Origin of the sequence: Leucobacter salsicius M1-8 (assembly GCF_000350525.1) — a bacterium.
GTDB lineage: Bacteria > Actinomycetota > Actinomycetes > Actinomycetales > Microbacteriaceae > Leucobacter > Leucobacter salsicius.
The window spans coordinates 1-19832 of record NZ_AOCN01000028.1 but is presented as its reverse complement, the minus strand read 5'-3'; the positions used below and the strand labels follow the sequence as shown (position 1 = coordinate 19832).

Sequence of the window (19832 nt, the reverse complement as noted above, 5' to 3'; positions counted from 1 at the left end):
ATCGGGAATTTTGTCGCCCAGTTTGAACATCTGATGTTAGTAAGGCTAGGCTAACTTCTAGTTCACTGATCGACCCAAAGGAGCCCCTATCGTGACATTCCGTTCACACCGTATTGCCAGTGCGCCTCGTACGCCCCGTCTCGCGTTGGCAATGAGCACTGCCCTGCTCCTCACCGCGAGCCTCGCTGCGTGCTCTCCCGGCGGCGCAGGTGACGCTTCAGCAGCCGAGCAGCCCGCGAACAACACCGCGGCCAGCACGGTTACGATCACCGACAACCACGGTGAGGTCGAGGTGCCCGTTGCACCCGAGCGGGTGGTCGCCCTCGATAACACCGCCTTTGACACGCTCAGCGAGTGGGGTATCGAACTGGTGGCGGCCCCCAAGGGGGTGATGGGGTCGGCGTGGCCCGGTTACACCGAGGACGAGTCCGTGCTTGATGTGGGCAACCATCGCGAACCCAACCTCGAAATGATCGTCGCGGCCGAGCCCGATCTGATCATCGGGGGCTACCGCTTTGGCGACCACTACGCCGAGATCAAGAAGCAGAACCCCGACGCCGTGGTGATTGAGATCGCCCCACGCGACGGTGAGGAGCAGTTCTCAGAGCTCAAGCGCCAGACCGAGATCCTGGGACAGGTCTTCGATCACGAGGACGAAGCGGCCGAGCTCAATAGCGAACTCGACACGGCTATTGCTGACGCCCAGGCAAACTACCCGGCGGGGGAGACCGTGATGGCGGTCAACACCTCCGCGGGGCAGATCGGTTACATCGCCCCCGGCGTCGGGCGCGCGCTTGGTCCGGTCTTCGGGGCCCTGGACCTGACACCGGCACTCGAAGTGGAAGGTGCGACCAGTGACCACCAGGGTGACGACATCTCGGTCGAGGCCATCGCCGACTCGAACCCCGAGTGGATCTTCGCGCTTGACCGCGATGCGGCGTTTGCGCCCGAGGACCGCGAGGCCGGGTCGGCCCCCGCGAACGAGCTCATTCGCAACGCAGAAGCGCTGAAGCAGGTGCCCGCGGTCACGAACGATCGTGTTGTCGTGCTTGACTCCAACTTCTACCTCACCGAGGGCATTCAGGCCTACACCGCCCTGTTCAACCAAATCTCGGAGGCATTCGCCGCGGCATGAGCATCAACCCAGGCCTGAATCGCACGGGCCGAACAAGCGGGGCGCCCTCCGAACCGGAGGAGCGCCCCGCTTCGCGACCCCTGAGCCTGTGGACGACCCGGAAGCCCTGGGCGCTCATCATCGCTGCCGTCGCGGTGCTGGGCCTGCTCGCGGCCTCTCTCGCCGTGGGCGTGTATGACATCACTGGTCAGGAGTTCGGCTCCGAGATGTTTTGGATTACCCGGGTGCCGCGCACCATCGCCCTCGTGCTGGCGGGCGCCGCGATGGCTACGAGCGGGCTCGTGATGCAGATGCTCACGCAGAACCGTTTTGTGGACGCGACCACCTCGGGCACCACCGAGTGGGCCGCGCTGGGTCTGCTCGTCACCGTGCTGCTCGTACCCGACGCAAGCATGGTCACCCGCATGATCGTTTCGAGTATCTCGGCGTTCGTGGGGGTCATGCTCTTCATGCTGATCCTGCGCCGCATCGTGATTCGCACCACGCTCATCGTGCCGCTCGTGGGCATCATGCTTGGCGCCGTGGTGAGTGCCGTCACGACGTTCCTCGCCGCACAGTACAACCTGCTGCAGATGCTCGCCACCTGGTTTATGGGCAGCTTCACTGCGGTGGTGCGCGGCCGCTACGAGGTGCTCTGGATTGTGGGAATCGTCACCGTGCTCGTGTTCGTGCTCGCCGACCGTATTACGGTCGCGGGCCTCGGAAAAGACGTCGCCACGAGTGTGGGACTGAACTATGAGGCGGTGCTGTTTTTGGGCACCGGCCTCGTCGCCATCGCCGCTGGGGTGACCACCGTCGCCGTCGGATTTCTGCCGTTTCTGGGGCTTGTGGTGCCCAACATCGTGTCGATGATCCGCGGCGACAATGTGCGGTCAAACCTGCCCTGGGTGTGCCTCGGTGGGGTCGCGCTCGTCGTCACGTGTGACCTCATCGGCAGGCTCATCATCATGCCGTTTGAGATTCCCGTGTCGATGGTGCTCGGGCTCGTGGGCGCCATCGTGTTCGTCACCCTGCTGCTTCGGAGGGCCGCATGACCAGTACCGCCAGACAGGGCACCGTTCAGCTGAACAGCTTGGGCGACGCCCCCGCAGCTCCGGTGCCTCGGATGTCCCGGATCCGGCACTATGCCCCGGTGCTCACGGTGTTCGCGATCGCGGGGCTGCTCGCAATCGCAATTCTCACCTACGGCAACCCGGCAGAACCCGGATCGGCTGCCTTCCTGACGATCGTGCGCTCCAGGCTCGCGTCGCTCGGCACCATCGCGCTCGTCGCGGTGTGTCAGGCAGTGGCGACGGTGCTGTTTCACTCGGCCACCTCGAACCGCATTCTGACCCCGTCGATTCTCGGATTTGATGCGCTATATGTGCTGTCCCAGACGGCGCTCGTGTTCGTGTTTGGGGTGACGGCGCAGAGCTTTGAGGGGATCCCCAAAATCCTGGCTCAGAGCCTCCTGATGATCGTGTTTGCGACCGTGCTGTACGGCTGGCTGTTTTCGGGCAAACGTACGAATCTGCACCTGCTGCTGCTCGTGGGGCTGGTGCTGGGGATGGGCTTCGGATCGGTGTCGACGTTCATGCAGCGGCTCCTGACCCCGAGTGAGTTCGACGTGCTGAGCGCGAGACTGTTTGGCTCGATCGGCAAGGGCAATGCCGAGTATCTGCCAGTGGCCGCGGTAGTGGTGGGGGCCGTACTCGTGTGGGCGTGGCTGCGGCGACGGCGCTTCGACGTGGTGGCGCTCGGGCGCGATGTCGCGACGAGCCTGGGCGTGCAGTATCGGCGCGAGGTGATTGGCATTCTCGTAGCCGTGGCCGTGCTCATTTCGGTGTCGGTGACAATGGTGGGGCCCATGACGTTCTACGGGTTTCTCGTCGCGACCCTCGCCTACCAGCTCGCGCGGGGTGATTCCCACGCCGAAACCTTGCCGCTCGCCATTGGCATCGGACTGGTGACGCTCCTCGGAGCGACATTTATTCTCAAGAACGTGTTTGCCGCCGCGGGACTCGTGACGGTCATCATCGAGTTTGCTGGCGGGCTGCTGTTCTTGATCATGCTGTTGCGAAAGGGACTGCGTTGATTCGTTTAGAAGGTGTCACCAAGACGTACCGGGGCCGCCAAGTGCTCGGACCCATCGACCTCACGATCGAGCGCGGCGGGGTGACCGCGCTGATCGGGCCGAACGGTGCGGGGAAGTCGACGATGCTTACGATCATCGGGCGGCTGCTGCAAGCCGATGTGGGGCAGGTCGAAGTGGGCGGGCTCGACGTGCGCACCGCGCCCCCCAAGGAGCTCGCCCAGACGATCTCGATTCTCAAGCAAGAAAACCACTTCATGGCACGGCTCACGGTGCGCCAGCTCGTGACGTTCGGTCGGTTTCCCCACTCCGCCGGCCGTCTCACGCCCGCCGATGAGCGGGCGATCCACGCGGCCATCGCGTTTCTGAACCTCGCGGGCATGGAGGACCGGTTCATCGACGAGCTTTCGGGCGGGCAACGCCAGCGCGCGTTCGTCGCGATGGTGCTCGCGCAAGACACCGACTACGTGCTGCTCGACGAGCCACTCACCGGGCTCGACATGCGGCACGCGGTCGCCATGATGGGGCAGGTGCGGGCGGCCGCCGACGCGCTCGGCAAGACCGTCGTGCTCGTGATTCACGATGTGAACTTCGCGGCCGCATACGCAGACCGCATCGTCGCGATCGCGAACGGCCGCGTCGTCGCCTCGGGTACCCCTAAGGAGATCATCACACCCGAGGTGCTCGAGCGGGTGTTCGAGACGCCCGTCGAGGTGCTCGAGCACGCGGGCCGACGCGTCGCGGTCTACTACCGCGAGTAGCCTGCTCGCTCGTTCTCTGCTCTCGCTCCGGATCGCAACACGTCGTCCACAGCCGACCCGTTTGCTTGAAAACCCGCGAGATATCCACATTGGGTGTCGCCCCCTTTCGGGGAGCATGCGGCGCGGCCGATGATGGTGCACCAGGAGGTGCACCGTGAACCAGAGCAAACCCGCGTCACACAATCGCACGGTCGGGGCCCGAGGCGAGGCCATCGCGGCCGCGTATCTCGAGGGGCTCGGGTTCCACGTCCTCGACCGCAACTGGCACAGCCGGTACGGCGAGCTTGACCTCGTCGTCGTGGACGAGGGGACGCTCGTCGCAGTCGAGGTGAAGACCCGCACGGGGCTCGGCTACGGCCATCCACTCCAAGCCATCACGCAGCGCAAAGCCGACCGGCTGCGCAGGCTGCTGCTCGACTGGTGCCGCTCGAGCGAGGCCAATGCGACGGGCTTTGCCGACGACACTGGGCAGCCCGCCCGGCCGTGGTGGGAACGTCTGCGCGTCGATGCGATCGGTATCGTGTTGCGCCCCGGGGCCTCGCCCAGCATCGACCATCTGCGGGGTATTTCGTGAGCGCCCGCGTCAGCCGTGCCGCGGCAGTGTCGCTCACCGGCCTTGACGGTACCGCCGTGATGGTCGAGGCTGCCGTGTCGCAGCAGTTGCCCGGCATGGCCATCATTGGGCTGCCCGATGCGGCGTTGGCCGAGGCCAAACTCCGGGTGCGTACCGCAACCAGCCAGATTGGGCTGCCCCTATCCGATCGATTTTTGACGATCAATCTTTCGCCAGCAGCGCTACCCAAGCACGGATCCGGATTCGACCTCGCAATCGCGTTGGCCGCGCTCGCCGCATCGCGCAAGGTACCCGAGCGAGATATGCACGAGACCGTGCACCTGGGGGAGTTGGGGCTCAGCGGTGAGTTGCGTCGCCCCGCGGGCTTGCTCTCGGCGGTGGTCGCCGCGCGTGCGCAGGGGTTTGCGCGGGTCATGGTGCCTGTCGGCTGCGCGGCGGAGGCTAGGCTCGTGCCCGGCATCGAAGTGGTACCAGTGGCAGACCTCGAGGCCGCGGTGGAGTGGTATCGCGGAAGCCGGTCGGCTGCAGCGGCGGTAGTTGTAGAGACAGCGGCTGGTGCGCCACCGGAGGGGCCTGCGGCGAGCGCGGGTGGCGCGTACACCGGCGACATGTCTGACGTCATCGGCCAGCCCGAAGCCATCGAGGCGTTCGTCGTGGCCGCGGCGGGGCGGCACCATGTCTCGCTCCTGGGCCCTCCGGGGGCGGGCAAGACGCTGCTGGCGACGCGGCTCGCGACGATCCTGCCGCCGCTCTCCGACGATGAGGCGCTGCAAGCCAGCTGCATCGCCTCGCTCGGGGGCACCGCGCTGACCTCGCTCGTGCGCACGCCGCCGTTCGAGAGTCCACACCACACCGCCTCGACGGTAGCCATCATCGGTGGGGGCCACGGCAGCGAGGTGCGGCCGGGCGCGATCACGCGCGCCTGCCATGGTGTGCTGTTCATGGACGAGGCACCAGAATTCGCCCGCGATGTGCTCGAGGCGCTGCGCCAACCGCTCGAATCGGGGTCCGTTGAGATTCATCGGGCGCGGGTGCGGGCCGTGCTGCCCGCGAAGCTGCAGCTCGTGCTCGCCTCGAACCCCTGCCAGTGCGGCAACGCGGGGTCGGTGGAGACTGCGATTCAGTGCACCTGCACGCCGTCCGCGCGGATGCGGTACCAGCAGCGCATCTCGGGCCCGCTCTCTGATCGCATCGACGTGCGGCTCACCCTGCACCGGGTCTCGCGGGCCCTCGTGAATGCCGACGACGGGCGACGGGCCACGAGTACTGAACTGCGTGACCGCGTGCTCGCAGCACGTGAGCGGGCGGCCCACCGGCTACGCAGCACCCCGTGGCGGGTCAACGCCGAGGTGCCCGGCACCATGCTGCGGGGCGCGTTCAAGCTCGACCGTGCCGACACCGCCGTGCTCGATCAGGCATACGCGCGCGGAGCGATCACGATGCGCGGCTATGACCGGGCGCTGCGCCTCGCCTGGAGCATCGCGGATCTCGCGAGCAAACCCCGGCCCGGCAGAGCGGAGCTCGCGCAGGCGCTCACGCTCCGAGGAGGAGACCGATCATGACGCTTGAGCTAGACGATGACACCGCGCGACTACTGCGTGCGCTCGAGGCCAGCCCCGAGGGCGAACGGGCTGATCCGGATCACGTAGCCCGCCGAGTGGGCGAGCGATTTGCGCGAGCGGCTTGGGCCCGCCTTGCCGAACCCGGGGACGCGACGGCCGGGCGCCTGATCGAGGCCCTGGGGGCTGTGGCCGCGCTCGACGCCGTGATTCAGGGGAGCCTTCCGGTCGCGGGAGAGGCCGGCCTGCTCGACCCTGCGGCATTCGCGAAGGGGATAGCCAGATGGCAGCCGAGACTCGACAAACAGGCGACGCTCCAGGACCTGCGGCGGGCACTCGAGACCGGAACCCGCCTCATCATGCAGGGGGACCGGTGCTGGCCCGGGTCGTTCGCGGATCTCGGCCCGCACGCCCCACTGATGCTGTGGTTGCGCGGAGATCCCGCGCTACTCCAACGTACCTCCCTCGCCGTTGTGGGTGCTCGTGCCTGCACGGGGTATGGCGCCCATGTCACCGCAGAGATAACCGACGGGGTCTGCGCAGCCGACGTCGTGATTGTCTCGGGCGCAGCCTATGGAATCGACGCGGTTGCCCACCGCACGGCGCTCGCCGCAGGGGGCAAGACCATTGCGGTGTTGGCGGGCGGGGTCGATCGCCCGTACCCGAGCGGACACGCGGAGCTCCTCGCGAGCATCGGTCGGGAGGGGTTGATTTGCTCGGAGATGGTGCCGGGGTCGGCTCCGACCCGGTGGCGGTTTTTACAACGCAACAGGTCGATCGCCGCGCTCGCACGCGCCACCCTCGTCACCGAGGCGGGGGGGCGGTCGGGGTCTTTGAATACGGCGGGGCACGCGGCCGAACTCTCGCGGCCGCTCGGCGCGGTGCCCGGGCCGGTGACGAGCCCCGCCTCGAGCGGGTGCCACCGCCTGATTCGGGACTACGACGCGACCCTGGTCACGAACGCGGTCGAGGCACAGGAGCTCATGGGCATCGGCGTGGACGTCGCGCTGTTCGATCTGGAACCGGAGACCGATCGGCCGCCCCCGCTGCACCGCCGAGTGCTCGACGCCCTGCCGCTGCGCGGAGCACGCGGCCTGAACGAGATCGTGCGCGAGGCGGGGGTCACCCGCGAGGAGGCCCGCGGGGCGCTGGCCGAGCTACAGCTGTTGGGCCACGTAACGAGCGCTGAGCCCGGCGTGCAAGTCGGAGCGGAGCCGGGGTGGAAGCTGTCGCGGCAGTGCTAACGAGCCGGGGCGGTGGGAACAGCGCTTGTCTGTTCCCACCGCCCCGGCCGATGAATTGAGTTGCCGCGTGTGCCCGTTTACTCGGCGCTTGCGCGCCGGGCCCGCATACGACGCCCGGTGAGGAGCGCCCCCGCACCGAGCACGAGTGAGACGGCTCCGGCTACCAGCCAGCCGACGGCCGACTGGCCTCCGGTATTGGCGAGTCCGGGAGCCTGAGGATCTGCGGTGCCCGCTCCGGTTGCGCCCTGAGCTGCTCCGGTCGCGCCGCTGGCTGCACCCTGCGCCGAGCCGCTAGCCGTGCTGCTGCCGCCCGTGCCAGAGTTGCTCGTTCCCGGGGTTCCGTTCGCGCCTCCGTCTGCGGCACTACCTGCAGTACCGTCGGCACCGGTGTTCGAACCACCGTTTGCGGTGCCATTTGCGGTGCCACCCGCGCCACCTTCGTCGACGAGCGCTGCAAACTCGACCGATACAGCCAGTCGCTGCTGCGCGTTCTGGATGACGAGCTCGTCCCCGACCACGGCGTGGCTCTCAGCTCCTGAGACGAGGATCGCAGCGTCGTCGATCTGGAAGCCCGCGTCGGGGGCAAGCTTCAAGCGCAGCTCGCCCTGGGCGTCTGCAACGCCGTCTGCCGGGGTAACGGTGCCGTTGACTGCGGTTGCCGCGTAGGCGTAACGCACGGGCTGCGCCTCGACCTCTGCGGCAGCGGCCTTGAGCGCGACGTGCGCATCGCGCAGCGCAGACTTGCTCACCGGCGCCTGGGCGAGTGCACCCTCCGCACCCGCGACAGCCGCCGTGAGCGCATCGGTGAGGGCCTGGTCAAACACGCGCCCGTTGGCCGCGGCAACCTCGTTCGCAGCGATGACCTCATTCGCGTACTCGACGGCGCCCGACACCGCCGCGATCGCGGCGGAGCTGTCGTCTGCAGCGAACAAGCTCGCCAGTTCGGCCTCGCTGAGCGCGGAGTCCCACATGCGCAGATCGTCCATATCGAACCCAGCGCCGTATGACTTTCCCCCGTCTACTCCCACGAGCATGTTGAGGCCGCTGGTGAGGCTGCCCACACCGTTGAGGCTGGTTTCCTTCACCAGCGTGCCGTCCATGAACGTGCTGGCCATGTTGCGCGCGCGATCAACAGTGACTGCCATCTGGTGCCACGAACCACGGTAGTTCGTGACATCGCCGCTGGCATAGACGCCGTTGGTGCCGTCGCCCACGGTGAACTCGAGCTTGCCGGTGTTGGAACCTTCGGGCGCCAAGTTGATGCCGGAGCGGTACCAGTTTGCCCAGTTCTTGTTGCTGATGAACGAGCCGTAGCCGTTGACCGCGGTGACCTTGGTCCAGAAGCTGATGGTCAGATCCTTGTCGGTGCCCAAGTCGAACTCGGGGCGTGAACCGAGATCGACATAGTTGGCGCTGCCACCACCAATGCGCACGGCCTGCCCCGAAGCCCCGGTGCGGTCCGTGTCGACGTACTCCACCGCCCCAACGGGAGCGGGGGCGGGCGCCGAGCTCGCGGCCGCGCCGGTGTCGCTCAGATCGCCCTCGAACGCGAGGTTCAAGAACTCTCCGGTGGGAGCCGGTGTCTCGGTCTCGGGGAACTCGGGGAGCACGCTCGTGCCCGCGGTGCGGAAGGAACCCTCGAGGGCCTTCGACTTGTTCTGGAAATCGTCAAAGGCGTACACCTTGACCTGGTAGGTCTTCGCCGCCTTGAGTCCGTCGATGTTGAACGACATCGTGTTGGGCTTCATGTAGAACCGCGAGTAGGCCTTGAACGACCCGGTGAACGACTTGGGCTTGGTATTGCCGAAGTCGGGCATCTGGTTTGCCGTAAACGGGACCGGGCTGCCGTTTGAATCAGTGATTTCGACCTCGTAGTAGTTCACCAGTTCGTCGTCGCTGGCGTGATCGAAGCCGAGGGTGACCGCGGTTTCGGTCACCTTGCTCGGCACGATTGAAGAGGCCTGCCACCAGGGTGCCACCTTGCTGCGCTGGTCATTGGTGTAGGTGAAGCCGTCCTTGCCGTTTGACGTGTCGACCACCCACGGCATGCCCATCCAGCGGTTCTGGGTGACGTCGTAGCGGCGAATCACCGTTTCACCGGTGTCGAGCACCGTCACGAAGTTGGCGCTCTTAGTCTGGCCGATCCCGCCCTCGGGGTCACCCTGATTGCCGTCAAAGTAGCCGCCACCGATAAAGTCGCCCGGCACATCCTGGTAGATGTAGTTCATCGAGGCGTTCTCGTAGACGGTGAAGTCCTTCTGGAAGATGCTCGTCTCCGGGTTTGACGAGAAGTGGGTGTGCGCCGAACCCAGCATGGCCTGCGGGTAGTCGGAGAGAATCTTCTGCAGATCCGGCCCCGCCATGTCGTAGACGCCGTGGAACGGGCCGCCGAGCGAGGTGCCACCGTAGCCGCTATGAATGGAAACGAAGATCGGCTTCGCCGGGTCGTAGTCGGGCGCCGACGAGATGCTCTGCAGCGTGTCCTTGAGGAACTGCTGGTACCCGGTGTGCTGGCCGCCGTAGCCGTAGGTGTGCTTGCCGTTGTAATCGAGGCCGATGAAGTCGATGCCGCCGATTGTGGCGTGGAAGTTGCTGACGTACTCGGTGTCAGCGTTCGGGTAGAACCACTCGGGGCTCTTGCCAGCGCGAGCCTCCTCGAACGTCTTGCCCATAAGATCGGCGATGTCGTGGTTGCCCTGGGTGAGGAGCACCTGGGCCTCAGGGAAGCTCTCGCTCATGACCCGCTCGACCGCGCGGTACCAGCCCGCAGTCTTCTCACTGTTGCCCTTGAGATGGTCGTTGTACTCCGGGTCGTTCGCGCCGACCACGTCGCCGTTATTGATGACGGCCTCAACCGAGAAGTCCTTCGCCTTCGCCCACTCGCTGAGGCGATTGAAGTGGGGGAGAATGCCCTCGTAGGCGACCTGCTCGGCGGTCTTGTCGGCGGTGGCGGTTCCACCGAGCTCGGTGTCAGACATCGTGAGGAACTCGAGCTTCGCGTCAACCCCGTTGTATGCGTCGTTCGCCGCGTCAATGCGCTCCTGCGTCATCGCCTGCGGTGCCTGTTCGGTCGAGGAAACCGTAGCGTCTGCCGGGCCACCGACGGCCTGCGCGGGCAGCGATGGCGCGAGCAGCGCGCACACGGTGGCTGTCACTGCGACCCCTCCCCAAAAGCGACGTGTGGGTGCCGAAATGACCGCCTGTGAGGTCAGCATGGGGTAGCGCTTTCGCAGCATGAGTTCTCCCTGTGTTGTTGTTGGACGACTTCAAAGTAGGGAGATTGGATGGCCGGGAGGTGGCGCAATCATGAAGGACACGCAAACGGTGAGCCGGATTGTGATCTCGTGCTGTACCCCTGTCGACACTGATGCATTTCGCCGGGCATATGGGTGACAATAGGGAACATGCTGCTGAGCTTCGCGATCGACGAGTTTCTGGCGGCCGTGCGCCTGGAATACGGGTACTCCGAGGCCACCGTGAAGGCTTATCGAACCGACCTCGCAGACTTCGCCAGGTTTGCGCAGGGCCAACTTGCGCAGGCCCAGGGGGCCGCCACGCTTGAAAGCTGTGGCATCGAGGTCATGCGCGAATGGTTGTGGGCACGACAGCAGCGCGGCCTGTCCAAAGCGACCCTCGCGAGGGGCGTCGCCACCCTGAAATCGTTCGGAACCTGGCTAGAACGGTGCGAATACGTGCCCGCGAATCCGGCGGCAAGACTGCGCGCACCCAAACCGCCGCAGTCACTGCCCCGTGTCCTGTCCGAGAGCCACGTCGGCAGCCTGCTTGAACGGGCGGCCCGCCGAGCAGCCGAAGGGGATCCCGTGCACCTGCGAGATCACGCAGTTCTCGAACTGCTGTATGCCTCAGCACTGCGCGTCTCTGAGCTGTGCGGCCTCGAGCTGCACGGCTTCGACCGCCGAGAGCACACGGTGCGTGTGATTGGCAAGGGGAGCAAGGAGCGGGTCGTGCCCGTGGGGCTGCCGGCCACGCGCGCCATCGAACGCTATCTGCGAGAAGCGCGCCCCGTGCTGTTGGCCCGGGGGCAACATGCTGCGGCCGACACCCCACAAACGCCGGGCCGCACGGCACGGGATGAACTCTTTCTGGGGAGCCGTGGGGGAGCCCTCGGTGCATCAGTGGTGTACAAGCTCGTGGCGCACGAGCTCGAGGCCGTACCGGGCGGCGGGCCCAGCGGCCCGCACACATTTCGACACACCGCCGCCACCCACATGCTGAACGGCGGCGCAGATCTCAGAGTCGTGCAGGAAATGCTGGGCCACGCGAGCCTGGCAAGCACGCAGGTCTACACGCACGTGTCGACCGAACGGCTCGCTGCGAACTACCGCCTGGCCCACCCGCGCGCCTAGCTATTTCCGATTCAGTGCAATTTCGGCTCAGCGGCGACGAGTCACTCGCCCCAGGGCAGCAATCGCGGCTTGTCGCGGAAGAACCGCATCGGGTTCACGTACCAGTCGTCGACGCGCACGCCCAAATGCACGCATTGAGCGGCGCAGTGGCCCCCACTCGAGATCTCCCCGAGCACGTCGCCGCGCACCACCGTGTCGCCCGCCGAAAGCCCGCTCGCCACGGGCTCTAGCGACAGGACGGTTGCCTCGTTGATGCGCACCGAAATCACCTCCCGGTCAACAACCTTGCCCACAAACGTCACGGTGCCGGAGGCGGGGGAGAACGCTGCCTCGCCAGGGAGCGCCGCCAGATCAAACCCGCGATGTCCCGCCGCGTACCGGTGGGCCGGGGCACGAAACGGCGTGGCGACCTCCAACGTGTAGCCCACGGGCGGGAGCCATCGCGGCTCGCGTGACTGCTGGGCTGCGACGGCTGATCCGGATCCGGCACCCAAAGCGGCATCCCCCGCGGCCCAGAGTCCCGCGGGCAACAGCGCCAACACGGCAATGCGCGACCAGTGCCGTGCCTTCACATGCAGTGCCTTCATGTATCGAGGTTCGCATGCGGGGCGCGGGAATGGGGCGGCGAATGTGGATGCGTGGATAACTTCGACTTTTTGGCCGCGGGTGCAGGTTGTGGACGACGTAGGTGGTAGACTTTTCGCTGCACCTTTAACAAGGTGACTACGCGTGCCCGATTCAACGAGTTTCGCCACGGTCTTTGCCTCGGCAGAGCGGTGATGATCGCGGGCACCAGGATCTGATCGCAACCGCGATCGATAGTAACCAATGCGCGTTTTTTACGCGCGGAATTAGGAGAACAGCCATGGCTGTTGTAACTATGCGCCAGCTGCTCGACAGCGGCGTTCACTTCGGACACCAGACGCGTCGCTGGAACCCGAAGATGAAGCGTTTCATCTTCACCGAGCGCTCAGGCATCTACATCATTGACCTGCAGCAGTCGCTCGGTTACATCGACTCGGCTTACGAGTTCGTGAAGAACACCGTCGCACGCGGCGGCAACATTCTTTTCGTTGGCACCAAGAAGCAGGCACAGGAAGCGATTGCTGAGCAGTCGACCCGCGTGAACCAGCCCTACGTGAACCAGCGCTGGCTTGGCGGCCTCCTCACCAACTTCCAGACGGTCACCGGCCGCCTGGAGCGCATGAAGGAGCTCGAGCAGCTCGACTACGAGGGCACCACCAGCGGCTTCACCAAGAAGGAGCTGCTGCTCAAGAAGCGCGAGCTCGAGAAGCTGCAGAAGTCGCTCGGCGGCATCCGCCACATGACCAAGACGCCTTCGGCTATCTGGGTTGTGGACACCAAGAAGGAGCACCTCGCAATTGACGAGGCTGCAAAGCTTGGCATCCCCGTTATCGCGATCCTCGACACGAACTGTGATCCCGACGAGGTTGCTTACCCGATCCCGGGTAACGACGACGCAATCCGCTCGGTGGCACTGCTCACCCGCGTGATCGCTGACGCAGTTGCTGAGGGCCTCATGGAGCGCCACCAGAAGCCCGAGTCCGGCGAAGCTGCTGCTGAGCCCCTCGCTGCTTGGGAACTCGAGCTGCTGAACGCAGACAAGACCGAGGCACCCGCTGCTGAGGCTGAGGTTGTCGAGGTTGCAGTAGAGGTCGTTGAGACCCCCGCTGCTGAGACCCCGGCCGCCGAGTAATTTCGGCTCTCGAACTACCGACCTATAAGACTGTAAGGAGTCACACATGGCTGCAGTAAGCATGGCCGCTGTGAAGGAACTGCGCGAGCGCCTCGGCGCTGGCATGCTCGACAGCAAGAACGCACTCGTCGAGGCTGAGGGCGACATCGAGAAGGCGATTGAGATCTTGCGTCTCAAGGGCCTCAAGGGTGTTGCTAAGCGCGGCGACCGCGAGGCTAGCGAAGGCCTCGTTGCCGTCAAGCAGACCGAGGGCGCTGCCACGATGATCGAGCTCGTTTGCGAGACCGACTTCGTTGCAAAGAACGAGAAGTTCATTGCTCTGGCTGACCGTATCCTCGACGCGGTCGCCGCAGCAGGCGCCGCTGACGCTGAGGCTGCTCTGGCAGCCCCCGCCGAGGGCAAGACCGTTGGTGGCGTTATCACCGACGAGTCGGCTATCCTCGGCGAGCGCATCGTGCTCCGCAAGGTGACCCGCGTTGAGGCTCCGAGCACCTCGGTGTACCTGCACCAGACCTCGAAGGATCTGCCCCCGCAGATCGGCGTGGTCGTTGGCTACGAGGGTGACGACGCAGACGCAGCTCTGTCGATCGCTCGCCACATCTCTTTCGCTGACCCGCTCTACGTTTCACGCGAGGATGTCCCCGCAGAAGACGTTGCCAAGGAGCGCGACATCGTCACCGAGATCTCGAAGAACGAAGGCAAGCCCGAGGCGGCTCTGCCCAAGATCATCGAGGGTCGTCTGACGGCGTTCTTCAAGCAGGTTGCTCTCAACGAGCAGGTGCACGCTCTCGACGCTGACAAGCGCGAGGTGCAGAAGGTTGCTGAGGCAGCTGGCATCAAGGTTACGGGCTTCGCCCGCAGCAAGGTCGGCGCGTAAGCTGACTCTCCGAGGACCCGGGCCCTTGTGGCCCGGGTCCTTCGCTGTGTCAAGACTCATAATGGGATGACGCAGCCAACAACGCAAGATTGATCGGCAGGCTACCCGCCGCACCGATAGCATGGCCACGATAGAGGCTTTCGCGCGGCCGCACCCGGCCGTCCGAGGAGGCCCCGACCACGGGGCCAGTAACCGAACACTTATGTTTCCACGAACCGCGAAGGGGAACCACATGACCGAGACCGCCGCCCGCAAACGACGTGTACTGCTGAAACTCTCTGGAGAAGCATTTGGTGGTGGCACTCTCGGTGTCAACCCCGATGTGATCAGTGATATCGCCCGTGAGATCGCAGCTGCAATGGAGCATGCTGAGGTCGCGGTCGTTGTCGGTGGTGGTAACTTCTTCCGCGGTGCTGAACTGTCGCAGCGAGGCATGGACCGCGCGCGCGCCGACTACATGGGCATGCTTGGCACCGTAATGAACGCCCTCGCGCTGCAGGACTTTCTGCAGCAGGCGGGTGTCGACAGCCGCGTGCAGTCCGCAATCACGATGACGCAGGTCGCAGAGACCTACATTCCCGGCCGCGCGATCCGGCACATGGAGAAGGGTCGCGTCGTGATCTTCGGTGCGGGCGCAGGTCTCCCGTACTTCTCAACCGACACGGTTGCTGCCCAGCGCGCGCTCGAGATTCACGCCGAAGAGGTGCTGGTCGCAAAGAACGGTGTTGACGGCGTCTACACCGCCGATCCGCACAAGGATCCCACCGCCACACTGATCGAGGAGATCAGCTACAACGATGCCCTCGTGCGCGGCCTCAAGGTCGTGGACTCGACCTCGTTTAGCCTCTGCATGGACAACGGCATGCCGATGCGCGTATTCGGCATGGAGCCCGCGGGCAACGTTACTGCCGCGATCCGGGGCGAAAAGCTCGGAACGCTCGTTCACAGCTAAACCCGCATGCACCGGCGCGCGCGTCATGCACCGGTAAGCTTGAAATGTTCGCATAAGCCAGAAGGAGAACACCGTGATCGAAGAGGTCTTCGTCGATGTAAAGGACCGTATGACTCGCGCGGTCGAGTCTGCCAAGGACGGTTTCGCAACGGTTCGTACCGGCCGTGCCACCCCCGCTCTGCTGCAGAACCTGCAGGTCGACTACTACGGCACGCCCACGCCGCTGCCGCAGCTCGCCTCGGTTCAGAACCAGGATGCCCGCAGCCTCATCATCACCCCCTACGACAAGGGTGCGATGAAGGACATTGAGCAGGCGATTCGCGACATGCCCAACCTCGGCGCAAACCCGTCGAACGACGGCACCGTCATTCGCATGTCACTGCCCGACCTCACCGAGGAGCGGCGCAAGGAGTTCGTCAAGCTCGTCAAGAACCGCGCAGAGGACGCGCGCGTTGCAATTCGCAACGTGCGTCGTGCCGGCAAGGACGATCTCGACAGCCTGAAGAGCGAGGTGGGCGAAGACGACGTCGCGCGCGCCGAGAAGGAGCTCGAGGTCATCACCAAGCAGTTCATCGACCAGGTTGATGAGGCGTTCAAGCGTAAAGAAGCAGAACTGCTGGAGGTTTAACCCAGATGACGCACCCCGAGAAGCGTGACGACCTGCGTGCCCACCTCGAGTCGAGGCGCGCGCAGCTTGAAGCGACGAACGCAAAGATTGAGGCGCGGGCCGGCCGCAATCTCTTCTTTGCGGTCGGTTCGGGGTTGCTCTTTGGTGCTGTTTTCTTGGTGAGCCTGTTTGTCTTGAAGCAGGTGTTTGTCGCGCTTGTTGCCGTGCTCGTCTCGGTCGCGCTGGTCGAACTCGCCGGAGCGTTCCGCGTGGCGGGCCGGCGGGTTCCCCGTGTCGGAGTCGTGCTCGGCGGGCTCACGATCGTGGGCGGGGCCTACTTCTGGGGCTCTGCCGGCATGCTCGTCGGGCTTTTTGCCGGATCGGCGTTGCTCACCATTTGGCGGCTGATCGAAGGCCTCATGCCGCGGTACGAGACGCCGCCTCGCACCCTCGTGCGTGACGTGTTCTCAGGGCTGTTCACGCTCGTCTACGTCGCCTTTCTTGCGTCATTCGCAGTTCTGCTGGTCGAAGCTGAGGACGGCCAGTGGTGGGTGTTCGCGCTGGTTCTCGTGGTGGTCTCGGTCGATGTAGGGGCCTACGCCGCGGGCGTGACGCTCGGCAAGCACAAGATGACGCCGCGCATTAGCCCCAACAAGACCTGGGAGGGTTTCGCGGGGGCCGCCGTGGTTGCCATGGCCGCGGGAATCATCGTGTCGATTACGGCGCTCGACCAGCCCTGGTGGGTTGGGGCCGTGCTTGGTGCCGTGGTGTTGCTGACCGCGACGGGTGGCGACCTGACTGAGTCCCTCATTAAGCGAAACCTGGGAGTGAAGGACATGAGCAGCTGGATCCCCGGCCACGGTGGTTTCCTTGACCGCCTCGACTCGGTGCTACCGTCTGCCGTGGGCGTCTACGGCATCGCGCTCGCGCTGGGAGCGGCATAATGGCCGACTCTCAGAAAGCGCAGACTCGCGCGCGCGAGAATGAAAAGGTGCATACCGCCTTTCCCTTCGCCACCGGATCCGAGCCCGGCTACCGCCCCGATCAGGTCGATGAGTTTCTTGATCGCGCTCGCAGCGCGTACGAGGGCGCTCCGGATCCCGACAGCATTCTCACCTCGCGTGACGTGCGGGGTGCCTCCTTCGCGGTCAAGCGTGGGGGATACGCGGCTCGATACGTCGATGCCGCGCTCGACCGGCTTGAAGAGGTCTTCTTTGAACGTGAGCGGCGCGCGGCGCTGCGGAGCGGGGAAGAGGACGCTTGGTGGGAGGAAACGCGTGCGCTGCTGTCTGAGGTGCGCGGCCGTATCGGTCGCCCTCGCGGCCGCAAGTTTCGCAGGCGCAGCCTGTTTGCCACCGGATACCGCCGGTCGCAGGTAGACGCCTTTCTTGAACGCGTCGGTGACATGTTCGAGCGCCGGGAGCTCGATCTGAAGCCGGCCGACGTGCGCGATGTTGTGTTCCACTCGGAGCGACGCGGGTACGACGAGGACCAGGTTGACGCGCTGCTCGATGCCGTCGTTGATCTGATGCTCGCGACACGATAAGTCGTTTTCATTGACTTCGGGGCCCGTCCGCGGTTCCGCCATTGATTGCACTGACGTGCTGAGATAGAATCGTTACATTGTGCCAGTTGTTAAACCAGTCTCCCGTTGGTCGCGCCTTCGCGCCCCCGTCGCCGCAGTAGTAGCTGCTGGCTTCCTGGGTACCGCCGTCGTTGCGCCGCTTACGATGCCCAGTGCCGACGCCTCGGCAGAAGCGCTCGTCTTTCAGGCGCGCATCCATCAAGAGTTCACGCCCAACGCGAGTGCCGAGCTTGACCTGGTCTTCACCGAGGTTCCCGTCGACCTTTCGGACGCCGAGCGTGAGCGCGAAGAGGCCGCTAAGGCTGCGGAAGCCGCAGCTAAGGCGGCTGCCGAGGCCGCCGAAGCAGCGCGGGTCGCTGGTCCGCCCAAGTACACGGGTGGGGGGTCCATGGCTGAGTGGATGGCCGCCGCCGGTATTGCGGAGTCGGACTGGAGCTACGTCTACTACATCGCTGAAAAGGAAAGCAGCCTGAACCCGAATGCCACGAACGCCAGCACCGGCGCGTGCGGGCTGATTCAGGCGTACCCCTGCAGCAAGGTCCCTGGCAATGGCTACGACCCGATTGACAACCTGCGGTGGGCAAGTGGATACGCTTCTGATCGCTATGGCGGGTGGGCGAAGGCCTACGACTTCTGGACCTCCAATCACTGGTGGTGATCTGACTCAGTGGCGCGCAATCGCCGGGTCAACAAGTATGAGCGGGCCGCGCAGAACCCTCCCGCCGATGTAACTCGCCTGTCCTATGGCGGGGCTCGCAAGCAAACCCACCGCGGGGCGGAATGGTTTGTACGCGATATTCCCGCGCACCGTGCCGAGAAGCACTATCTGTGTCCGGCATGCGGCACCGAAATCCCTCCGGGGCAGGCGCACGTCGTGGCCTGGAACGCGGAGTACTTTATGGGTGAAGGCGCTGCCGTGCGAGACCGGCGTCATTACCACGCCCACTGCTGGCGGATCGGGTAGGGTCGCGGGTCCTTGGGTCCTTGTATTAGTGGGATCGCGGCGTCAGAGTTTCTCAAAAGCAATTCGAATATAGTTTCGAATTGGTGGTAAAATGGGATCATGTCCAGCAAAGATGCCGGGGTTGATGATCTCGATGTGACGGGTGCCGCAGCGCACCTCGCCGCAGACCTGGGTGGGCTCGCGGTGAGGCTGGGCATGCACGATTTTTCGGGTCTGTCTGATGATGCGTTGCTGGCGGTGACGCAGCAGCTGGAGCGGGCGTCTCGGCGCGTGCAGGCCCTGCTGGTGTTAGCGGCGGGCGCGGTGTCGGATCGGTGTCTCGGGGTGCCGTCGGAGTCGCTTTCGGTCCGTCGGGGCTGCCGTGACGGGGCCGAGTTGCTGCAGCGGGTGTCGTTGCTGCCGGGGTCGGTGGTGCGGCAGCGGGTGTCGTTTGCTGATCTGACGCGGCCGATGCCGGGCTTTTCGGCGGGAGAGATTCAGCCGCGGTATCCGGCGGTCGCGCAAGCGTTTTATGCGGGGGATCTGCCGTGGGAGTCGGCGCTGCTGCTGACGAAGTCGTTGGGGTCGGTGCCGGGCTGGGTGGATCCGGGGCGGGTCGCGGTCGCGGAGCGGTGCCTGGTGAATCAGGCAGCGGGGTATCCCGAGGGGTACGGCCTCGACACTGATGGTGCGGTGGTACTGGATCCGGGCGTGAGCAGCGCTGGCGGTGTCGACGATGGCAGTGGCGTTGGTGATGCTGCTCCGGTGGCAGGCGAGGCGAGCGTGCCGCTTGACACGGATACGCTGCGGCAGGTGTGCGCATTCTGGTGCACGTCACTCGACCAAGACGGGCCGGAGCCTGATGACGAGGGGCAGCTGGCGCGCAGATTCTTGAGGTTCGGGCGCGTACGCAACGGGTTAGTGCCCGTACGTGGGGCGCTACTGCCCGAGGTCGCGGCGCTACTGGGCAACCTCGTGACGGGCGTGAACTCCCCGAAGACGTCAACGAACCCGACTGGTCCTGGCGCAGGCGACAATGCAGTACAGGCTGACGGACCTGATAGCTCTGGCGGACCTGATAGCTCTAGCGGACCTGACAGTGGAGATGGCGCTGACAGCGCGGGTGCTCATGCTGGCCCGTCCGCTTCAGGCGTGCGGTTTGTGGAGGGGGATGACCCCGAACCGGTACTCGAGCAGGTGGCAGGGGACGCCAGGTCGTCGGGGCAGAAGATGCATGATGCGCTGATGGTGATCGCGCAGATCGCCGGACGCGCCGCTGATATGCCGATGCTCGGTGGCGCACCGGTAACGGTGTTGATCCAGACGACCCAGGCCGACCTCGCGGCGGGCCTGGCCCGCGACGTCGCCGAACCCAAATCATTAGCTGGCGCTGGCGCTGAGCCTGGAGCTTGCACAAGCACAAGCACAAGCACCGACCCT

At 65.2% G+C, this 19832-nt stretch carries 17 protein-coding genes and 1 pseudogene; 16 read left to right on the top strand and 2 right to left on the bottom strand.

Translation table 11 applies throughout. The annotated features are described in order from the left end of the window. The first annotated feature begins 151 nt into the window (after window positions 1-151). The 7 genes from C795_RS0114190 to dprA all read left to right on the top strand — a co-directional run bounded on the left by C795_RS0114190 (window position 152) and on the right by dprA (window position 7344). On the top strand, window positions 152-1135 hold the full coding sequence (locus C795_RS0114190) for a siderophore ABC transporter substrate-binding protein (protein WP_017794410.1): 984 nt from the start codon (window positions 152-154) through the stop codon (window positions 1133-1135). Further along, complete coding sequence (locus C795_RS0114185; RefSeq protein ID WP_017794409.1) at window positions 1132-2169, top strand: ABC transporter permease; 1038 nt, start codon at window positions 1132-1134, stop codon at window positions 2167-2169. The genes C795_RS0114190 and C795_RS0114185 overlap by 4 nt, the downstream gene beginning before the upstream one ends. Continuing rightward, a complete protein-coding gene (locus tag C795_RS0114180; RefSeq protein ID WP_017794408.1) occupies window positions 2166-3209 on the top strand; it encodes an iron chelate uptake ABC transporter family permease subunit in 1044 nt (347 codons plus the stop codon). The genes C795_RS0114185 and C795_RS0114180 overlap by 4 nt, the downstream gene beginning before the upstream one ends. Beyond that, window positions 3206-3967: an iron ABC transporter ATP-binding protein gene (locus tag C795_RS0114175; RefSeq protein WP_026139709.1), complete on the top strand. Its 762-nt coding sequence runs from the start codon at window positions 3206-3208 to the stop codon at window positions 3965-3967. Before C795_RS0114180 ends, C795_RS0114175 begins: the two co-directional genes overlap by 4 nt. 154 nt (window positions 3968-4121) lie before the next feature. Beyond that, complete coding sequence (locus tag C795_RS0114170; protein ID WP_017794406.1) at window positions 4122-4541, top strand: YraN family protein; 420 nt, start codon at window positions 4122-4124, stop codon at window positions 4539-4541. Continuing rightward, complete coding sequence (locus C795_RS0114165) at window positions 4538-6103, top strand: YifB family Mg chelatase-like AAA ATPase (RefSeq protein WP_017794405.1); 1566 nt, start codon at window positions 4538-4540, stop codon at window positions 6101-6103. Before C795_RS0114170 ends, C795_RS0114165 begins: the two co-directional genes overlap by 4 nt. Beyond that, window positions 6100-7344: a DNA-processing protein DprA gene (gene dprA, locus C795_RS0114160; protein ID WP_017794404.1), complete on the top strand. Its 1245-nt coding sequence runs from the start codon at window positions 6100-6102 to the stop codon at window positions 7342-7344. Before C795_RS0114165 ends, dprA begins: the two co-directional genes overlap by 4 nt. A gap of 77 nt (window positions 7345-7421) precedes the next feature. On the opposite strand, the gene C795_RS0114155 is transcribed toward dprA, so the two are convergent. Then, entirely contained in the window at window positions 7422-10580 is a 3159-nt protein-coding gene (locus tag C795_RS0114155; protein ID WP_017794403.1) for a LamG domain-containing protein, read from the bottom strand. 168 nt (window positions 10581-10748) lie between these two features. Here C795_RS0114155 and C795_RS0114150 point away from each other — a divergent pair, with 168 nt between their 5' ends. Further along, window positions 10749-11711, top strand: a complete 963-nt coding sequence (locus C795_RS0114150; RefSeq protein ID WP_017794402.1) for a tyrosine-type recombinase/integrase — start codon at window positions 10749-10751, stop codon at window positions 11709-11711. Window positions 11712-11752: 41 nt separating this feature from the next. On the opposite strand, the gene C795_RS16190 is transcribed toward C795_RS0114150, so the two are convergent. Next, a complete protein-coding gene (locus C795_RS16190; RefSeq protein WP_083879337.1) occupies window positions 11753-12298 on the bottom strand; it encodes a M23 family metallopeptidase in 546 nt (181 codons plus the stop codon). A gap of 278 nt (window positions 12299-12576) precedes the next feature. Here C795_RS16190 and rpsB point away from each other — a divergent pair, with 278 nt between their 5' ends. From rpsB to C795_RS16180, 8 genes and pseudogenes are all read left to right on the top strand, one after another. Next, a complete protein-coding gene (rpsB, locus tag C795_RS16185; protein ID WP_017794400.1) occupies window positions 12577-13428 on the top strand; it encodes a 30S ribosomal protein S2 in 852 nt (283 codons plus the stop codon). Between the two features lie 46 nt (window positions 13429-13474). Then, window positions 13475-14305 carry a translation elongation factor Ts gene (gene tsf / locus C795_RS0114135; RefSeq protein ID WP_017794399.1) on the top strand — a complete coding sequence of 277 codons (831 nt, stop codon included), beginning with the start codon at window positions 13475-13477 and terminating at the stop codon, window positions 14303-14305. 232 nt (window positions 14306-14537) lie between these two features. After that, entirely contained in the window at window positions 14538-15257 is a 720-nt protein-coding gene (pyrH, locus tag C795_RS0114130) for a UMP kinase (protein ID WP_026139708.1), read from the top strand. Between the two features lie 73 nt (window positions 15258-15330). Then, window positions 15331-15885, top strand: a complete 555-nt coding sequence (frr, locus tag C795_RS0114125; RefSeq protein ID WP_017794397.1) for a ribosome recycling factor — start codon at window positions 15331-15333, stop codon at window positions 15883-15885. A gap of 5 nt (window positions 15886-15890) precedes the next feature. Next, on the top strand, window positions 15891-16808 hold the full coding sequence (locus C795_RS0114120) for a phosphatidate cytidylyltransferase (RefSeq protein WP_017794396.1): 918 nt from the start codon (window positions 15891-15893) through the stop codon (window positions 16806-16808). Then, entirely contained in the window at window positions 16808-17410 is a 603-nt protein-coding gene (locus C795_RS0114115; protein WP_017794395.1) for a DivIVA domain-containing protein, read from the top strand. Before C795_RS0114120 ends, C795_RS0114115 begins: the two co-directional genes overlap by 1 nt. A gap of 184 nt (window positions 17411-17594) precedes the next feature. Beyond that, window positions 17595-18107: an aggregation-promoting factor C-terminal-like domain-containing protein gene (locus tag C795_RS0114110; protein WP_017794394.1), complete on the top strand. Its 513-nt coding sequence runs from the start codon at window positions 17595-17597 to the stop codon at window positions 18105-18107. A gap of 405 nt (window positions 18108-18512) precedes the next feature. After that, window positions 18513-19832 (top strand): annotated as a pseudogene (locus C795_RS16180) (DUF222 domain-containing protein); the annotation flags it as partial.

Bases quoted from the DNA above. Each gene is read 5' to 3' on its own strand.
- C795_RS0114115 (WP_017794395.1), top strand. From the start codon at position 16,808: ATGGCCGACTCTCAGAAAGCGCAGACTCGCGCGCGCGAGAATGAAAAG.
- C795_RS0114190 (WP_017794410.1), top strand. From the start codon at position 152: ATGAGCACTGCCCTGCTCCTCACCGCGAGCCTCGCTGCGTGCTCTCCC.
- C795_RS0114150 (WP_017794402.1), top strand. From the start codon at position 10,749: ATGCTGCTGAGCTTCGCGATCGACGAGTTTCTGGCGGCCGTGCGCCTG.
- dprA (WP_017794404.1), top strand. From the start codon at position 6,100: ATGACGCTTGAGCTAGACGATGACACCGCGCGACTACTGCGTGCGCTC.
- rpsB (WP_017794400.1), top strand. From the start codon at position 12,577: ATGGCTGTTGTAACTATGCGCCAGCTGCTCGACAGCGGCGTTCACTTC.
- C795_RS0114155 (WP_017794403.1), bottom strand. From the start codon at position 10,580: ATGCTGCGAAAGCGCTACCCCATGCTGACCTCACAGGCGGTCATTTCG.
- C795_RS0114185 (WP_017794409.1), top strand. From the start codon at position 1,132: ATGAGCATCAACCCAGGCCTGAATCGCACGGGCCGAACAAGCGGGGCG.
- C795_RS0114120 (WP_017794396.1), top strand. From the start codon at position 15,891: ATGACGCACCCCGAGAAGCGTGACGACCTGCGTGCCCACCTCGAGTCG.
- pyrH (WP_026139708.1), top strand. From the start codon at position 14,538: ATGACCGAGACCGCCGCCCGCAAACGACGTGTACTGCTGAAACTCTCT.
- C795_RS0114180 (WP_017794408.1), top strand. From the start codon at position 2,166: ATGACCAGTACCGCCAGACAGGGCACCGTTCAGCTGAACAGCTTGGGC.
- tsf (WP_017794399.1), top strand. From the start codon at position 13,475: ATGGCTGCAGTAAGCATGGCCGCTGTGAAGGAACTGCGCGAGCGCCTC.
- C795_RS0114110 (WP_017794394.1), top strand. From the start codon at position 17,595: ATGCCCAGTGCCGACGCCTCGGCAGAAGCGCTCGTCTTTCAGGCGCGC.
- C795_RS16190 (WP_083879337.1), bottom strand. From the start codon at position 12,298: ATGAAGGCACTGCATGTGAAGGCACGGCACTGGTCGCGCATTGCCGTG.